Raw genomic sequence first — 16,794 nt, forward strand, 5'->3', positions numbered from 1 at the left:
TCTGGCAGCTGGTCTTTTTTACGGTGGGCGTGCCGGGACTGCTGCTATGTGCGGTATTCTTCCTCACAACCCGGGGGCCGGGGCGTCATTCAGCCGAGACGTCGACCACGCAGCCGCTCGGTGAAGTGATCGCATATTTCCGGCATCGATGGCGGTTGTATCTTGGTCTGTTTCTGGGCGCGGGCGGGGTCAATCTGATCGTGTTCGCGTACGGCGCATGGGCACCTGAGCTTTTCAGGCGCACCTATGGCTGGAGCATAAGCCAGGCCGGGTTTGCCTTCGGGGCGACCGGAATCATCGCAGCCGCCGCAGGCACAATAACCTTCACCATGCTGGCAGAATTCCTTCGAAAGCGGGGACGGCGCGATGGCCTCGTGCTTGCCGCACTGCTGGCCTCATTGACTGGTTGTACAGCCGCCATTGCCGCGCCGCTGGCACCTGAGGCGTCGCAGGCGCTTATCGGCATTGCCATCATGATCTTCGCCCTGTCTGGCTGCAGCAATCTGGCCGTCGTGTCGGTCCAGTTCATCGCGCCTGGCGAGATACGGGCGACGGCCATTGCGCTCCTCTTCATGTGCACGACCATGATTGGTCTCGGGCTCGGACCACCCGTCGTCGCTATGCTCTCCGAAGGCGTGTTCTCCGGAACCGGCGGACTGGCACCCGCCCTATCCTTGCTCGCGGGCATGACGCTGCCTCTGTCTGCCGGCCTGGTCATGTGGTCACGCCAGCCTTACATTCAGCAGGTTTCCAGGCCGGAACAATGGGTCAGGATACGCGGCTCTGGTTGCCAGCTTCGCACAGGCTCAGGAACTTGCTCCGTTTACAAATGACCGATTGATTCTCGCAACGGATTCCAGAAGTTTCGGAACCAGCTGACTGCGCATTTCATCCACACTGAACCGGACAGATGGACAACACGCATTCAGCGCTGCAATGACGCGATTGTTCACATCGCGTATTGGCACTGAAAGCGATCGGACACCTGGCTCCAATTCTTCATCGACTAGGGAGTATCCAAGTTGCCGCGTCTCATGGATAATCTCCCGCAGTTTGACTTTTGACACCACCGTCTTTGATTGGAATTGCTGCAGATCTACGCGCGCAAGATATTGCTCGAGCGCTTCTTCTGGCTCGTATGCAAGCAGCACGCGACCGGTAGAGACAGCATAGGCCGGCAAGCGCTTTCCAATATTGTAACTGACCGACATCACCCGGTCCGGCGTGGACCTTGCAAGATAGGTGACATCATCCCCGGTCAGCACTGCCGCAAAGATGGATTCCTGAGTGGATTGCGTCAGCTCATTCATGACTGGCTGCACCACATCCAAAATCCCGACTGACGATAGTGCGGAGTATCCGAGTTGCAGCACTTTGGGGCGAAGCGAGAACACCCGGTCCGTTTTCTCCGCATACCCCTCCTTTACAAGCGTCAGCAATATCCGCCGCGCTGAGGCCCGCGTCATGCCGGTCGCGTTCGCCACATCGCTGAGAGTCATCTTAGGGGTGTAACGCGTGAAGGCGCAGATTACGTCCAGGCCCCGCGCAAGGGTCGCCACATAGTCGCGGTCACTATCCTCGACATGCTCTTCCATATTTTCCGGCACGATGCCTCCCTCCCCACCTGAACCCGATGGCAAATTAGTGTTGGCGCGCAGCGAAGGTTACGCCTCAACGGTTAAAGACTAAAATATGTCACTGATATTGCAAACAATTCTGCCGCATCAGATGCGATTTGTGCGCGCCGGATTTAATACCTTCCCGATTTGGCTCAGAGCTGGAACCAGGACGCGATGAAGGTGAGGGCCCGAACATCGCGCCCTCACCCGATTCAATTCAGTCCGCCGCCAGCATCAGAATTTGACGTTCACGCCGGCGAAAATGTATCGGCCAAGTGCGTCATAGGCCTGCGGGAATGTATTTCCGTTGCCAAACGAACCGCCAGCTGAGCCGACATTCGTGCTGACCGGCGGGTTCTTGTCGAACACATTGTTCACACCAAACCGCACTCCGACACCGTCCCGAACAGTCGCCCGGAGGGAAAGGTCGAGATAATCACGCGCGTCCAATACCGTGTTGGCATTGCTCGCAGTCGATCCGATAAGGTCGACCGATCCGATGTGTCGCCAGGTTGCACGAGCGGTCAGATCGCCCCACGGTGTCGTCCATGTCACCGGGATATTGTGCCGGTATTCCGGCTTGGACGTGCCGCAAGATGCATTGGTGGACGCAAAATACCCCGCACATTCAATGATATCCAGGCCCGGCAGCGGCTCCTTGTCGAGCGAGTGCAGGAAGGTTGCCAGATAATCCACACGCAGCGACCCGTACGATCCGATGTCGAAGGCATAGTTCGCGGAAACATCAATCCCGGACGTTTCCAGCGAGCCCGTATTGAGTTTCGTGGCAATCACGAACGCATCCTCACTCGCCCAGAGCTCACCATTCGAGCCCCGATTGATAAGGCCACAGAAGAATTCATCTGCGGTCGTGAGACACTGATTGAGCGCCTGCTCCTCAGGGACGCTCCCGATGAAGTCTTCAACCTTGATGCTGAAATAGTCGACAGACACGTTCAGCCCGGGAATGAAGCCGGGAGATGCGACCATACCGATCGTGTAAGTATCCGAGCTTTCCACATCGAGATCCGGATTGCCGCCGCTGATATTCCGGAACTGGGCCGCAGGGTTATCAGCTATGTTGCCATATTGGGCGGCGGTAACGCCTGTGCGCGCGCATTCTTCAAACGTACGCGCCGGGTTGGCGCCTGCGCAAGGATCATACAAGCCATTCGCGTTCACCGGTAGGGTAAACTCGAATGGCGATTGCGGCGCATAGAGTTCAATCGGATTCGGCGAGCGGGTCGCGCGCTGATACTGCGCCCGGAAGCGATAATCGGAAACCGGCGCGTAAGTCAGACCCAACGCGTATGTGCTTTGGGTTCCCGTCGTCTCATAGTAATCAGAGAAACGATACGCACCATTGATCGCAAGCTCCTCGATTCCGGGACGGCTTTCGACCAGTGGCACCTGCACTTCGGTGAAGAACTCGTAAACGCTGATACCACCCTCGACGTCAGCGCGGGCTGTGCCGAGCTTGCCTTCGCGGGTCAGGGCGTCATTGGTCTGCACGAGATACTCATCACGGTATTCTGCGCCGAATACGGTTTGAATCCCTGTTTCCGCCCAAGGCATCACCAGGCCATACTCGGTCAGATCACCTGTCAGCACGGCGCTGTAGATCTCTTGGGTCACCTCGCCTTCCCGGAACCCCGGGGTCTGAACGTAATCCAGTGCTTCCTGGGTTACGCCGCCAAGCTCAAACACATTGTACGGGACACAGCTCGGATCGGTTCCATCAATGGCCACCTGACAGGCTGGCGCTCCGGTATCCGGATCAATCCTGACTTCCAGCGCATTCGCAACCTTGTCCAGATTGAAGAAATTTGCCGCGCTGTCGGAGTACATGACTTTCGAGTACTGACCGTACACATCGTATGACCAAGCACTGCCCAGGTCTCCGCGGAATCCTCCAAGCACTTTGAAGGATGTGTGCTCGGTTTCGTTCTGACGACCCCCTCCCTCGACATTGCGGCGGCCGATCTGAAGGGGGGCGACACGATCTTCGAGGTCAGCGGCCGTCGGGCTGTACCCATTATTCAGGCAGATCACCTGGACCATCTCGTCCGTCAGGAACGGATTGTCGCAATTGATTGTCTTGGTCTGAAAGAAGTTTCCAGCCGGTGCAATTTGCGCCGTCGTGAGATCATTGGTGAAAGCGAATGATCCGTAAAGCTCAACCGCATCGGTGAGGTCATAGTGCCCCATCGCGCCAAATGAAAATCGTTCGTTGGGGCGAATAAAGTGATTCAATGGCGCATAGTTGTAGGTATCCGTGTCCGGATTGTAATCCCGAATGCCGCCCCCTTCGGCGAGCGTGAAGGAGAATGGGACGTCCCCGCCCCCGAAGCTTGTGAACTGCCCTGGATTGGTGGTGCCTGAGCCGCCGCAGGTAAACATGTCGTTGCTGTAGCCCAAAGCACACGCACTGCTGACGCGCTCTCCCTGCAGGACTTCATTCTGCTTCTTCCAATTGAAGTAACCAGTAATGTTGCCGCGACCGTCATCGCCATTCAAACCAAATACAAGATTCACATCAATGGACTCACCATCCATTGTTGACCCCGGAATCGGCTGGTCATAAGCTCGCAGCGTTTGCTCTATCCGATTGTTGCTGTTTGCAGTCTGGAAGGCGCCAATTTGCACATCGGCCATCACTCCCTCGAAATCATCCTTCATGATGAAGTTCACAACACCGGCGACAGCATCCGCGCCATAAACCGCCGAAGCTCCACCTGTCAGCACCTCAACGCGCTCTACCAGCATTGACGGGATCTGGTTCAGGTCTGCAGGAGCAGACACAGGAGAGCCATATGGCATCCGGCGTCCGTCGACGAGGACGAGAGTCCGCTCAGCGCCCAGACCGCGCAAGTCGACATTTGCCGTTCCCGCCGCCTCGTTGGCACGCCCCGCGCCTTCTGATGGCGAGACTTGCGGAAGCGTATTGAGCATATCCTCTACACGCACCGTGCCGCGCGCCTGGATCTGATCGGCCCCAACCGTGGTGACCGGGCTCGGAGACACGAGATTTGCGTTCTTGATGCGAGAGCCGGTAACGATGATCGTCTGCTCGACCTTGCTCGCCTCAGCCTCGGCTTCTACTCGCTCGACTCCCTCCTGAGCGAAGGCCTGCATGGACCCCGTCGCCAAGACCACGGCGATGGGGGCAGAAGCCGCCCCGAGGAAAAATTGTCGCTTGAAGTGCGCTTTCTTATCACGCGAATTCTGATTAAGTTTATTGAACATGATGACCCCCATAGTCTTCACTTGTGTGCGTTTTACGAACTTTGTGCGTTATGCGTACTTTTAGTTCGACATCACGTTCACATCATTGTCACAGGTCGTGTCAACCGAAATCGCCGATAACAACCACATTTTGTAGGCTTCACCACCAATTACGATGGACTTGCCCGGTGCTCAGGCACCCATAGCCCAAGAATGAACCACCCCAATCCTCCACAATCTAAATATCGCACTTTTGGTCGCTATTCGCACTTTTTTGTTGACATAGGCAGGCGCCCCGCCTGTAAAGTCGCACCAGGGAAGAGGGCGGATCGAATTCCGATTTAACTCCGCGCACAGAATTATGAGAGGACACTCCGTGACTTTAAAGAACCTTGCCGGCTCCGTCGGTTTCGCTGCCTTGATCGCCGCCACCAGCGGCATGGCACACGCCGATTCGTTTGAGATCCAATTGTCCGATACAGCCGTGACCGAGGCGCATGATGGTCGCGTCCTTCTCATCATCACGCCTGACGGAGAAAAGGAGCCGCGGTTCCAGGTAAAGCAGTCCTATGACGCGCCACAGATTTTCGGTGTCAATGTAAACAGCCTTCAACCCGGCGGGTCTGTCGAGATCGGCACGGGCGTCCTCGGTTTTCCAGCCGAAGACATTAAGGGTGTCCCGGCCGGTGATTACTACGTGCAGGCCGTCCTGCACAAATATGACACGTTCAACCTCTCAAACGGAAAAACCGTGAAGCTTCCGGCAGCGCGCGGCGCCGGCCAGAACTGGAGACTTGAACCCGGCAATGTGATCAGCAAGCCAAGAAAGGTCAGCTTTGACCCTGAAGGAAGCGATACCATTTCGATTTCATTGAACGAGGTGTTGCCGGAAATCGAAGAACCTCAGGACACGAAATATATTCGTCACTTCAAGATTCGCAGCGACAAGCTGTCAAACTTTTGGGGAACTGATGTCTTCATCCGCGGTCATGTGCTTGTGCCGGAGGGGTTCGATGACCATCCGGAAGCCGAATACCCGCTCATCATTTTCCACGGCCACTTCCCGGCTGATTTCGGAGGCTTCCGCACATCCCCACCGGACCCGGACCTGGAATGCGAGTACAGCGAACGCTTNGATGAGCCNTGCTACAATCGTATCGAACAGCAGGAGGCATACGATTTCTACAAGAAATGGACATCCGACGACTTCCCACGCATGCTGATTGTGGAAATCGACCATTCCAATCCGTACTATGATGACAGCTACGCGGTGAACTCCGCGAACATCGGCCCCTATGGGGATGCCATCACCTATGAATTCGTGCCAGCTCTGGAAGAGAAATTTCGCGGTCTTGGCGAAGGCTGGTCACGCTTCGTCTACGGTGGGTCGACAGGCGGGTGGGAAGCCCTGGCCGTTCAGGTCAAGTATCCAGACGAGTATAATGGCGCCTTTGCAGCCTGCCCCGATCCGATCGATTTCCGCCAATTCATGTTGACGGACATATATGAAGAGGAGAATGCCTACTACAATTTCGGACCGTTCGGAAAAGTGGCGAAGCCGGGCAAACGCAACTATCTCGGTCAAGTCCCGTACACGGTGGAAATGGAGAATCGCTGGGAACTTGTTCTGGGTGACAAAACCCGATCCGGCGCCCAATGGGATGTCTGGGAGGCCGTGTATTCCCCCAATGGGGACGATGGATACCCACAGCGCATCTGGGACAAACGCACAGGCGAGATCAATCACGACGTCGCAGAGTATTGGCGCGAGAACTATGACCTCCGATACATCTTGGAGCGTGACTGGGCAGAGATTGGCCCGAAACTGCAAGGCAAGATCCATATCTATACCGGCGACATGGACAATTTTTACCTCAACAATGCCGTCTATCTGATGGAAGACTTCCTCAACAAAACCGATCCGCCCTATCAGGGCGAGGTGACATATGGCGACCGCGACGAGCATTGCTGGAACGGCGATCCAGATCTTCCAAACGCGGTCTCACGTCTGCGCTACAATTGGATGTATGTGCCGAAAATCCTCAAACGGATNGAAGATTCGGCGCCAGACGGCGCGGATCTCGAAAGCTGGCGCTACTAGACGCGCTGCTCCTTGCGACACCTTCCGGACGCCATGTCAGCGGGCCGGGAGGTGATCTGCCCCAGAACAGACCGATANGAGGACATCATGAAACTCATCACCAGACTTGCTGCTGCAGCTTGTATGTCAACGATTGCATGGGGCATGNCCGCGCCTGTTGTGCNCGCTGACACGGCTGAGGTCGAAATCGAAAGCTCCGACTTCACGCTCGCCCGGAGCATATTGGAAGACATTCTAAAACTTCGCACCGTCAAGGGTTTCGCACAAACCAAACCACAAGCGGAGCTTCTTGCCGACCGTCTGCGCGCAGGCGGGTTCCGTGACGAAGACATCGACATCCCAACGCTGCAGATCGATGGCGAGACCGTCGCCAGCCTGGTCGTGCGCTACAAGGGACCCGCCGGATCGACCAAGCGCCCCATCGCGCTGATCGCACATATGGATGTGGTCGATGCCTCCGCAGATTTGTGGCAAACCGACCCTTACGTCCCGGTCGAAAAGGATGGCTATATCTATGCCCGCGGCTCGGTCGACAACAAGGCGGGGGTCGCGCTTCTGGTCACGACATTCATCCGCCTGAAGCGGGAGGGATTCCAGCCTGACCGGGACCTCGTCATTGCCTTTTCCGGTGATGAAGAAACCGGAATGAATACGACGCGACTTTTGACGACCCATCCTTGGGTGGAGAATGCTGAGTACGCATTGAATTCTGACGCAGGAGTCGGATCCGTTGACGCAAATGGCGACAATCCAGCCTTCTCCATCCAGTCTGCCGAGAAGACCTATGCAACGTTTCACATCACGGCTGCAAACAAGGGAGGGCACAGCTCTGCGCCACGCGCAGACAACGCCCTGTTCGATATTGCAGATGCGATTACCCGAATCCGTTCCCTCAAATTTCCTGTCGGACTCAACGACATCTCTCGGCAAATGGCTCTGGATCTCGCAGAAACCGAAGGAGGCGAATTCGGTCGGGCCCTTGAAACCCTGACACGAGATCCATCGAATGCGGAAGCCCGGGCCATTGTGGATGCGTCTTCCGTCAGCACGCATTTCATTTCAACGACTTGTGTGCCGACCATGCTGGCAGCCGGAACTGCAGAGAATGCACTCCCGCAGCAGGCCCGCCTGACCGTGAACTGCCGCATCCTGCCAGGCACGTCTGTCGCGGATGTCCAGAAGACTCTGACCGATGTGATAGACAATTCAGCCCTGTCCATTGAGGTGCTCGGCGNCCCGGTTGAAAGCCCGGTGTCACCGATAAATGAACCCCTCTTTGAATCCTTGCGTAACGCCATTGAAGTTGTCCAGCCGGGNGCGATTGTGAAGCCTTCCATGTCGTCNGGCGGAACCGATGGCCGGGAGTTCAGGTCGGCAGGCATTCCGACCTACGGTGCCGGTGCAATCACGCTCGTGCGTCCGGATGACTTCCGCGCGCACGGCATCGATGAGCGTCTTCCGATCAAATCCTATTTCGATCAGCTGATCTTCTGGGATGTTCTGCTCAAGGACCTCGCAGGAGGTCAGGGCTGATGCGAAACATGGCCTCCCCCCCGCTTAACCGCCGCAGTTTCCTTGTTGCTACGGGCGGCACCGCGCTGATGGCGTCAACCGCGGCGCAGTCAGCGTGTGCTCACACCGAGCCGAACCCCGATCCCATCAAACGCGCGGACCCGATCAGCCCGACCGAACGCGCATCGAGATTGGCCCGCCTTCAACAATTGATGCGTGAGCAAGGCATTGGGGCCACCCTCATCGAAGCAGGCGCGTCGCTGTTCTATTTCACCGGGGTGAATTGGTGGCGAAGCGAACGACTGACTGCGGCCCTGATTCCGGCAGAGGGCGAGATTTGTATTGTGACGCCCGAATTTGAAGAACCCTCGATCCGCGAAATGCTTGTGGTCCCGGGAGACGTTCGTATCTGGAACGAACACCAGGATCCCCACAAGCTCGTTGCAGGATGGATTCAGGAACAGAAACTCGGGGATCGCCCGGTCGCGATCGAAGAGACCGTCCGGTATTTCGCCGTAGACGGACTTCAGAGCGCACTTCCCTCGCTCAACCTCGTATCCGCTACTACCCTGGTCAGCGCCTGCCGCATGATCAAGACGGCTCCGGAACTGGCCTTGCTGCAAGAGGCAGCGGATATCGTCGATACGTCCTATCGCAGCATTGCCGGCAAGATCGAAGCTGGAATGGATGGTCAGGACATCTTCATGATCATGAGCGCGGCGATCACAGAACATGGCGGCACCGCCCCGTCGGGCGGCGTCCAGATCAATGAAGGATCGGCCTTGCCTCACGGATCGAAGTTTCGGGAAACCGTGAAACCCGGTTCGGTCGTTCTCATGGATTGCGGCTGCAGGGTCGACGGCTACTACGCGGATATATCTCGGACCTTCGTTTACGGCGAACCGACGAAAAAGCACCGGGACGTGTACAGACAGGTTCGCATGGGACAGGAGGCGGCCATGATGGCTGCGCAGATCGGCACCCCCGCCGGCGCCGTGGACGATGCTGTGCGCGCGCTATATGAAAGCCTTGGCTACGGCCCCGGCTATGCGACCCCCGGCCTGCCACACAGAACCGGACACGGCATCGGCCTCGACATCCATGAGCCGATCAACCTTGTTCATGGTGAACGGACACCACTCGCTGCGGGCATGTGCTTCTCCAATGAACCCGGTCTCTACATACCGGGCTCATTTGGCGTCCGCATCGAAGACTGCTTCTATATGAGCCAGCACGGCCCAGTCTATTTCACCCAACCCCCGAACACTCTCGACGCCCCTTTCGGCTGATCCCTTGAAGGAGATTCACAATGCGCAATTTGATCTACGGACTGTCTGCCCTCGCCCTTTTGTCAGGTGGCACAGCGGCGGCCGACGAGCCCACCCAGGGTGAAGTCAGTCTTTCCCCAGCAACTCCGGAAATCCTGTCCCTTCGCGAACGTGCCAAGCTGCACGATGAATGGCTTGGCGAACGCCTCGACACGGTCGTTCCAGAACTCATGCGTGAAAACGGAATAGATATGTGGGTGCTCGTGGCCCGAGAATATCTTGAAGATCCCGTTGTTGATACGATGCTCAACGCAACGAGCCTGCACGCGCGCCGCCGGACCATCCTTGTTTTCAATGATCCGGGCGAAGGCCAGGACATTGAACGCCTGACAGTCAGCCGTTACGGCCTTGGCGGCTTCTTCGAACCAGCCTGGGTACCGGAAGACGGCGATGACCAATGGGAACGCTTCGCGGAAATTGTCGCCGAGCGCGACCCTAAGAATATTGCGATAAATGTGTCGTCGGTGTCTGCCTTTGCTGACGGCCTTACCAGCAGCCAGTATACGGATCTCTATAACGCGCTCGATCCGGTGTATCAGGCACGTCTTGTCTCAGGCTTCGATCTGGCAATCGGCTGGCTCGAAACGCGTATTCCGGCCGAAATGGAATATTATGACGACATTGTGCGCACGGCTCACAGCATCATTGGCGAAGCCTTCTCCAACAAGGTGATCACGCCCGGCATTACGACAACTGACGACGTCGTTTGGTGGACTCGACAGAAGACGGCAGATCTCGGCATCGACTCCTGGTTTCACAATTCTGTCCATATATTCCGTGAAGGCGAAGATGAGGAATTGATGGGCGATGCGATCATTCAGGAAGGAGACCTTCTCTGGATTGATCTTGGCATCGTTTACATGGGCCTGAGCACTGACACGCAACATCTGGCCTATGTCCTGAAAGAGGGCGAGACCGATGCCCCNGAAGGGCTGAAAGCCGGTCTTCGCGCGAGCAATGACGTGCAGGATGCGCTTACATCATCCTTTGTGACCGGGCTTTCCGGGAACGAGATTCTGAAAAATGCCCGAGAGAAGGCAATCGCCCANGGCCTTGAGCCCAGCATCTACACTCACCCCCTNGGCAATCACGGCCATGGNGCTGGTCCTTCNATNGGATTCTGGGACAATCAAGGNCCNACNGAGAAAGGTGAGTATCGCCTGCGCCCGAACACGGCCTGGTCAATCGAATTGTATGCCAAGACCGCTGTCCCTGAATGGGGTGGCCAGGAAATTACCTTCCGGACGGAAGAAGATGCATTCTTTGACGGCGAGACCGTTCGCTACATTGATGGGCGCCAAACACGGCTTCACCTCATCGGCAGCGCCACCGACTGATTCCTCCCTTCATCCCGCTCACCGGATGAACCTCCGGCCGGGCTCGCAACCTGGTCCCCTTCAGGATTGCACATGCCCGGCCGGTAATTTCTGCAAGCTACCCCCCACTTTGAGGGAGTATTCTGTTCAGCGAAGTGCTGAGCAGAAACTGCACGCTTGTGCCATTGGGCATCATTGTGTCATCTAACGCATTCAACACGTTGGATACTGCANNTGNACATGCCAGATCTCACAGCTGATAGCGGGATAGTTCGGCGCAAACNGCTGACAATCCGACAAGTAANCTACAGTCGCCTTCCTCTCGCTGGAAGGATGATACGCTGAACATGGCAGATTACCGGTTTCCAAAGGAAACAGAGCTGCCCCGGAACGGGTTGAGCGCCCAAGCTGACGCAACGTCACACAATGAACCGCCCCTCGGGCGCCAACTGAACAACGTCCCTGGACCGGCTCAGGTTTGGCGCGCCTGGTGGACTGTCGGTCTTCTGTCCAGCCTTTACATTATTTCCTATATCGACCGGATCATTCCAAGTTTGCTCGTGGGGCCATTGAAAGCCGCTTTTAACGTCGGCGATGCGCACATCGGCTTGCTGTTCGGGGCGGCGTTTGCCGTCTTCTATGGCTTTCTCGGCCTGCCGGCGGCNAGATTGGCGGACCGGGGCAATCGAAAGAAATTGATCCTGGCCGGTGTGGCAATCTGGAGCCTCTGCACGATAGGGTCCGGTCTCGCAGGCACGTTCATTGCGCTCGTGTTGCTCCGCATGGGCGTTGCGATCGGGGAAGCTGTCCTGTCACCGGCGGCCTATTCGATGATTGGCAGCATGTTCACACCGGAGCGCAGGTTTTTGCCGTCGGCCATCTACGCGGCATCTGGAAATGTGGGAACCTATGGCGCCTATATCGCCGGAGCGAGCGTNCTCGGATGGGCGGCCTCGGATGGGTCGGTTTTCTTCGACCGTTTCAGCGTGTGGCAGGTGGTATTCTTTTGCGTTGGCGTACCGGGACTCTTGATCGGCATCCTATTTTTCGCAACCACATTTGAGCCTGTACGTGACGGAGACGAGACCACTGAGGCGTCAGGCCTGTCGCAGGTTACCCGCTTTTTCTTCCAGCATACCCATCTTTTTGGCGGCCTGTTCCTGGGAGCCAGCCTCATTACNATTGTCATTTTCGCCTTCGGCGCCTGGGTCCCGGAATACCTGCATCGCTCTCAAGGCTGGTCCGTCGAGCAGGCGGGACTGTCCTATGGAATTACCGGTCTGTGCTGCAGCGTAATTGGGACGCTGGCCTTCTCGAGCCTGGCTGAGAGCCTCACCCGAAACGGCATCCGCGATGGCTTGGTCCTTGTCGCAAGTGCTGGCGCGGCGCTTGGCTGTGCTGCGGCTGGCCTTGCCGCGATCCAGACAAACGGGATTGGCGCACTGATCTGTCTTGGTNTCATGGTGTTTTGTTTGACGGGTTGCAGTAATCTAATCGTCATCTCCAATCAATTCACCGTTCCAGCCAGATTTCGCGCTACAGCGATTGCCATCATGTTCATGTGCACAATCCTCATCGGTCTCGGATTGGGCCCGCCCCTCGTGGCTTGGTTGTCGTCGATATCGGCCAATCCCNCCGATTTGGGGCCGGCTCTGGCAATCATCTCGTTCGCCGTGCTCGTTCCCGCGACTGCCCTCATCTATGTCACACGCAAGCATTATGCGACGCAGCTCGAACGCGGTGTTGTTGACTAAACAACCATGTGCACGCGACGGGAAGGCCTCGGACCGGGTGGATCTGTCGGATGCTTCGGGCTCGCACAGAAAAGCGCGTCAGCCTGGTCTCAAATCAGCCTTGCGGATTTTGGCAGCGCTGCGGTTCCGGTATCAGCACGCCGGCCTGTCCGGCCCGGCTTCTTGATCGTTGCGTGCCCTCAATCTTGAGAGCCAGGCTGTTCCAGAGGGCGGCGTCGGCTTCTGCCAAACTGTTGCGGCGCATCATGGCCAGTTCGAGAGACTGGGTGCGCAAGGCGATCTGGATCAGGCCGCGTCTGTCGACGTCTTTGAAGCGAGCCGGAACCCGCCTCACATAGTGCCACCAACCGCCGCGATCCTTTAGAAATCTTGATCCGAGTGAGAAATGCTTCATCGCCGTTTGTAGTGCAAAAAAGTTTTGCATTTTGTGGTGCACGACCGGCGGAAAGGCGTGGAAGACCCGCAGATTCTCCAAGACTTTCAATGATTTCAAGGGATTTGGCAGTCGCCATCTGAAGAGAAATGGCGCGAGTGACGGGGCTCGAACCCGCGACCTCCGGCGTGACAGGCCGGCACTCTAACCAGCTGAGCTACACCCGCGCATTTCCTTGCCGCAATCCGGCGAGCCGCTTCTCTATTAGACCCCGGATGGCCGGTCAAGCGGGGAACTTCACGCGAATTTGTACTTTTCTGTATAAAGGTGTCATTCCCCGGCCATATTCCCATGAACCCCTGCCGCTCCACTATTGAGGCTCCCCCATGAAACGCGTTCTTGTCATCCTCTCCGGCGTCCTACTCCTGCTGATAATTGCTGCATTTTCAGTGCCTTTCTTCATTCCGAAGTCTGTCTACAAGAAGCAGATCGAGACCGCCGCCACGAATGCGCTGCAGCGGGAAGTGATTCTGGCGGGCGATGTGAACATTTCTGTGTTTCCAAGAATCGCTGCGTCGGTGTCCGAAGTTACAGTGGCGAATCCCGATGGCTTTGCGACTCCATACATGATTGAGGCGGGCGAATTGCGTGGATCCGTCAAATGGATGCCCCTGCTGTCCAGACGCGTGGATGTTCAGGAAATCGCATTCGTAGACGCAAACGTATTCCTCCAGCGAAAAGCGGATGGCAGCACGAATTGGGAACTCGCCTCCAGCGACACCCCTTCTGAGACCACTGAAAACTCCGGAGGCGGCTTCGATGCAGGTATTGCGTCGGCGGTCCTGCAGAACGCGTCCCTGACATTCCAGGATGACGAGTCGGGCAAAACGTATGAGCTGACAGACTTTGATCTTCAGGCTTCGCTTCGCGGCATGGACCAGCCCTTGTCCGCAGAGGCAAGCGGGCTGTTCCAGAATCAGGTGTTCGACCTGTCGCTTCGACTGGAAACACCGGAAGCGCTGACCAGTAATCTGCCCGCAACAACAGAGTTCAAACTCTCGTCCAAACTGGGCGACATCCGCTATGACGGAAACGTACAATTGGGCGACGCGCCGAGCGTTGATGGGGCATTCAATATCGCCTCATCCGATGTGGCGGCGCTGGCTCGCCAGTTCGATCTGGAGCTGCCTGCACAGGATGCACTTGGACGGGTTCAGATTTCAGGTCAGGCCGATGGCCCATTTGATGCCTTGGTATTCACAGGGCTGGACCTGTCACATTCTAGTGAATTGCTGAGTGCATCATATGCTGGTGACGTGTCCCTCGCCGGAGATGGCTCAATCAGTGGCAATCTATCGGTTTCAAGCAAGGAGCTGAGAGGCTTGCTCGCAGCCGCTGACACTGAATTGGCGCCGGGCGACACACTTCAGTCCTTTGCCGTATCGGGCGCGGCCGCGGGCAGTTTCAATTCCATCATGGTAAACAATCTGTCTCTCTCGCTTGATGAGCTGAGCGGCACTGGAAAGGCTGGCATAGACCTTTCGGCAGCAACACCTCGCATCATCGGGGATCTGGACATGCCAACGCTCGACCTGACGCCCTTCATGGGAGAGCCGGAACAGGATGCATCAACGACGTCCAAGGGCATCCAGCCATGGAGCGACGAGCCACTTGACCTGTCTGGCCTCAAATCAGTGAATGCCGATCTGGACCTGAAGGTTGGCACATTGACGATCGGCGACATCACGCTCACCGATGCAGTCATGGAGGTGGATCTCTCAAATGGGCTCCTCACTGCAGACCTCTCTCAATTCAAGGCGTTCAACGGCAACTGGCTTGGCAAGCTTACAGTGGATGCACGCCCCACCGCGCCCAAGGTGAATTTCGACATGCAGGGCGAGAACGTCGCCGTGTCCAATCTGCTCGGTAAATTGGCAGGCTTCGACAGTCTGACAGGAACCGGACAGTTCAAGGTCTCTGCGCAGTCTACCGGTGGCTCGATTGATGAGATCATGAACGCGCTGGATGGTCAGGTATCGACCAATCTCTCCGAAGGCGTGATCAAGGGGCTGAACGTGGCTGCCCTGGTACGCAGCGCGTCGACGCTGCAAGAGGCTGTGGCAACTGGATCAGTGCAGAACCTCAATTTCAGCGAAGCCTTGTCAGAAAATGCGGAGACGGATTTTTCCAGCTTTGACACGGTCCTCACCATCAATGACGGGGTGGCCAATGTTGATCTCATGAAGCTGTTGAACCCGGTGTTGGGAATCGATGGAAGCGGACAAATCAATCTGGCCGGTCAGTCAATGGATTTGCGGCTTGCCACCAGCGTGGACAAGGCTGCTCAGGGGCAAGGAAGCGTTGTCCAGCTGAATGGAATTCCCGTGCCGGTGCGCATATCCGGCGCTTGGGACAATCCCAAAGTTACCCCTGACCTCAGCGGAGTCACCAATGCCCTGAAGGCGGAGCTTGGATCACGTGTGTTGCAGGAACTTGGCCTGACTGAAGCGGGAGGTTCAGGGGGCACAGAGTCTGTAATTAACGGGCTGTTGGGTGTTGGAGGCGCGCAAGGTGACACGGATTCATCCGATGAAGACGCGCCGACTTCCGCGGAGGACGCTGCGCTTCAGGCACTTGGCGGATTGCTCAGCAATCGCAACAAGAAGAAAACTGACGACTAATTCAGAATGTCTGAGCAATGATGAAACCGAAGCGCGCCACTCCGCCAGTGGTGCGCCTCAACACATTCCGAATGACTTCATCAGACTCGCTGCACGCGCCTGTATCTGCTTCCGGTCGTCGTCACTCAGTCGGTCAACATTCTTGAGGACAAGACCCATGCGCGGATTAGTCTGCAACACCTCCTGGTTTCGGATCAGGAAATTCCAGTACAGTGCGTTGAACGGGCAAGCGTCGTCTTCTACCCGCCCCTTGTGATTGTATCGGCAGTTGCCACAATAATCCGACATCTTGTTGATATAATTCGCGCTGGCTGCGTAGGGCTTGGAGGCGATCACGCCGCCATCGGCGAATATTGCCATGCCATGCGTATTGGGCAGCTCGACCCATTCATAGGCGTCAGCATAAACGCGCATGTACCAGTTGTTGACCTGATCGGGGTGGATACCTGTTAGCAGCGCAAAATTCCCCGTAACCATCAGGCGCTGAATATGGTGCGCATACGCATGTTCGATGGTTTGCTGGATTGCGTCGGACATACAGGCCATATCGGTTTCGCCAGTCCAGTAGAACTCCGGCATATCATTCTGTGCGTTCAGGAAATTGCTGTTCTTGTATTCCGGCCCCTTGTACCAATACAGCCCCCGCACATATTCGCGCCATCCCAGGATCTGACGAACAAACCCTTCTACAGCGTTCAAAGGCGCGCGCCCTTCCCGCCATGCGGCTTCGGCGCGCTTGCAAAGATCCAGCGGGTCCAGTAGCCCCACATTGAGATACAGCGACAGGATCGAATGCCACATCCACGGCTCCTCCTGTGCCATCGCGTCCTGATAGTCCCCAAACCCCGGAAGAATATCTGAAATGAACGCATCTCGCGCAGCCTC

General features: G+C 56.7%; 10 protein-coding genes, 1 tRNA gene and 1 pseudogene. 7 read left to right on the forward strand and 5 right to left on the reverse strand.

Annotated elements, in window-relative coordinates; translation table 11 throughout:
* Positions 1 to 833: MFS transporter (locus CBB91_RS00535; protein ID WP_273011054.1), on the forward strand; the 833-nt coding region annotated here is incomplete at its 5' end.
* Here the strand turns inward: CBB91_RS00535 and CBB91_RS00540 are convergent.
* Both CBB91_RS00540 and CBB91_RS00545 read right to left on the reverse strand, forming a co-directional pair.
* Positions 807 to 1,607: an IclR family transcriptional regulator C-terminal domain-containing protein gene (locus tag CBB91_RS00540; protein ID WP_273011057.1), complete on the reverse strand. Its 801-nt coding sequence runs from the start codon at positions 1,605 to 1,607 to the stop codon at positions 807 to 809. The genes CBB91_RS00535 and CBB91_RS00540 overlap by 27 nt on opposite strands.
* 246 nt (positions 1,608 to 1,853) lie before the next feature.
* Entirely contained in the window at positions 1,854 to 4,865 is a 3,012-nt protein-coding gene (locus CBB91_RS00545) for a TonB-dependent receptor (protein WP_273011059.1), read from the reverse strand.
* 418 nt (positions 4,866 to 5,283) lie between these two features.
* Between CBB91_RS00545 and CBB91_RS00550 the strand changes: the two genes are divergently transcribed.
* The 5 genes from CBB91_RS00550 to CBB91_RS00570 all read left to right on the forward strand — a co-directional run bounded on the left by CBB91_RS00550 (position 5,284) and on the right by CBB91_RS00570 (position 12,855).
* Positions 5,284 to 6,945, forward strand: coding sequence for an alpha/beta hydrolase-fold protein (locus tag CBB91_RS00550; protein ID WP_345906683.1), 1,662 nt, complete (start codon positions 5,284 to 5,286; stop codon positions 6,943 to 6,945).
* A gap of 87 nt (positions 6,946 to 7,032) precedes the next feature.
* Positions 7,033 to 8,478, forward strand: a complete 1,446-nt coding sequence (locus CBB91_RS00555; RefSeq protein WP_273011062.1) for a M20/M25/M40 family metallo-hydrolase — start codon at positions 7,033 to 7,035, stop codon at positions 8,476 to 8,478.
* On the forward strand, positions 8,478 to 9,746 hold the full coding sequence (locus CBB91_RS00560) for a Xaa-Pro peptidase family protein (RefSeq protein WP_273011065.1): 1,269 nt from the start codon (positions 8,478 to 8,480) through the stop codon (positions 9,744 to 9,746). The genes CBB91_RS00555 and CBB91_RS00560 overlap by 1 nt, the downstream gene beginning before the upstream one ends.
* A 20-nt stretch (positions 9,747 to 9,766) precedes the next feature.
* Entirely contained in the window at positions 9,767 to 11,122 is a 1,356-nt protein-coding gene (locus CBB91_RS00565; RefSeq protein ID WP_273011067.1) for a M24 family metallopeptidase, read from the forward strand.
* 326 nt (positions 11,123 to 11,448) lie between these two features.
* A complete protein-coding gene (locus CBB91_RS00570) occupies positions 11,449 to 12,855 on the forward strand; it encodes an MFS transporter (RefSeq protein ID WP_273011069.1) in 1,407 nt (468 codons plus the stop codon).
* Between the two features lie 94 nt (positions 12,856 to 12,949).
* On the opposite strand, the gene CBB91_RS00575 is transcribed toward CBB91_RS00570, so the two are convergent.
* Both CBB91_RS00575 and CBB91_RS00580 read right to left on the reverse strand, forming a co-directional pair.
* The gene (locus CBB91_RS00575) at positions 12,950 to 13,249 is read right to left on the reverse strand and encodes a DUF6538 domain-containing protein (RefSeq protein ID WP_273011071.1); all 300 of its coding nucleotides are present in this window, start codon (positions 13,247 to 13,249) and stop codon (positions 12,950 to 12,952) included.
* 129 nt (positions 13,250 to 13,378) lie between these two features.
* Positions 13,379 to 13,455: transfer RNA gene (locus CBB91_RS00580), tRNA-Asp, on the reverse strand.
* 159 nt (positions 13,456 to 13,614) lie between these two features.
* On the opposite strand from CBB91_RS00580, the gene CBB91_RS00585 reads away from it, so the two are divergent.
* Positions 13,615 to 15,909, forward strand: coding sequence for an AsmA family protein (locus CBB91_RS00585; protein ID WP_273011074.1), 2,295 nt, complete (start codon positions 13,615 to 13,617; stop codon positions 15,907 to 15,909).
* A gap of 57 nt (positions 15,910 to 15,966) precedes the next feature.
* Here CBB91_RS00585 and CBB91_RS00590 read toward each other — a convergent pair.
* Positions 15,967 to 16,794 (reverse strand): annotated as a pseudogene (locus CBB91_RS00590) (cryptochrome/photolyase family protein); the annotation flags it as partial.

It is taken from the genome of Hyphomonas sp. TMED31 (assembly GCF_002172815.1).
Taxonomy (GTDB): Bacteria; Pseudomonadota; Alphaproteobacteria; order Caulobacterales; family Hyphomonadaceae; genus Hyphomonas; species Hyphomonas atlantica.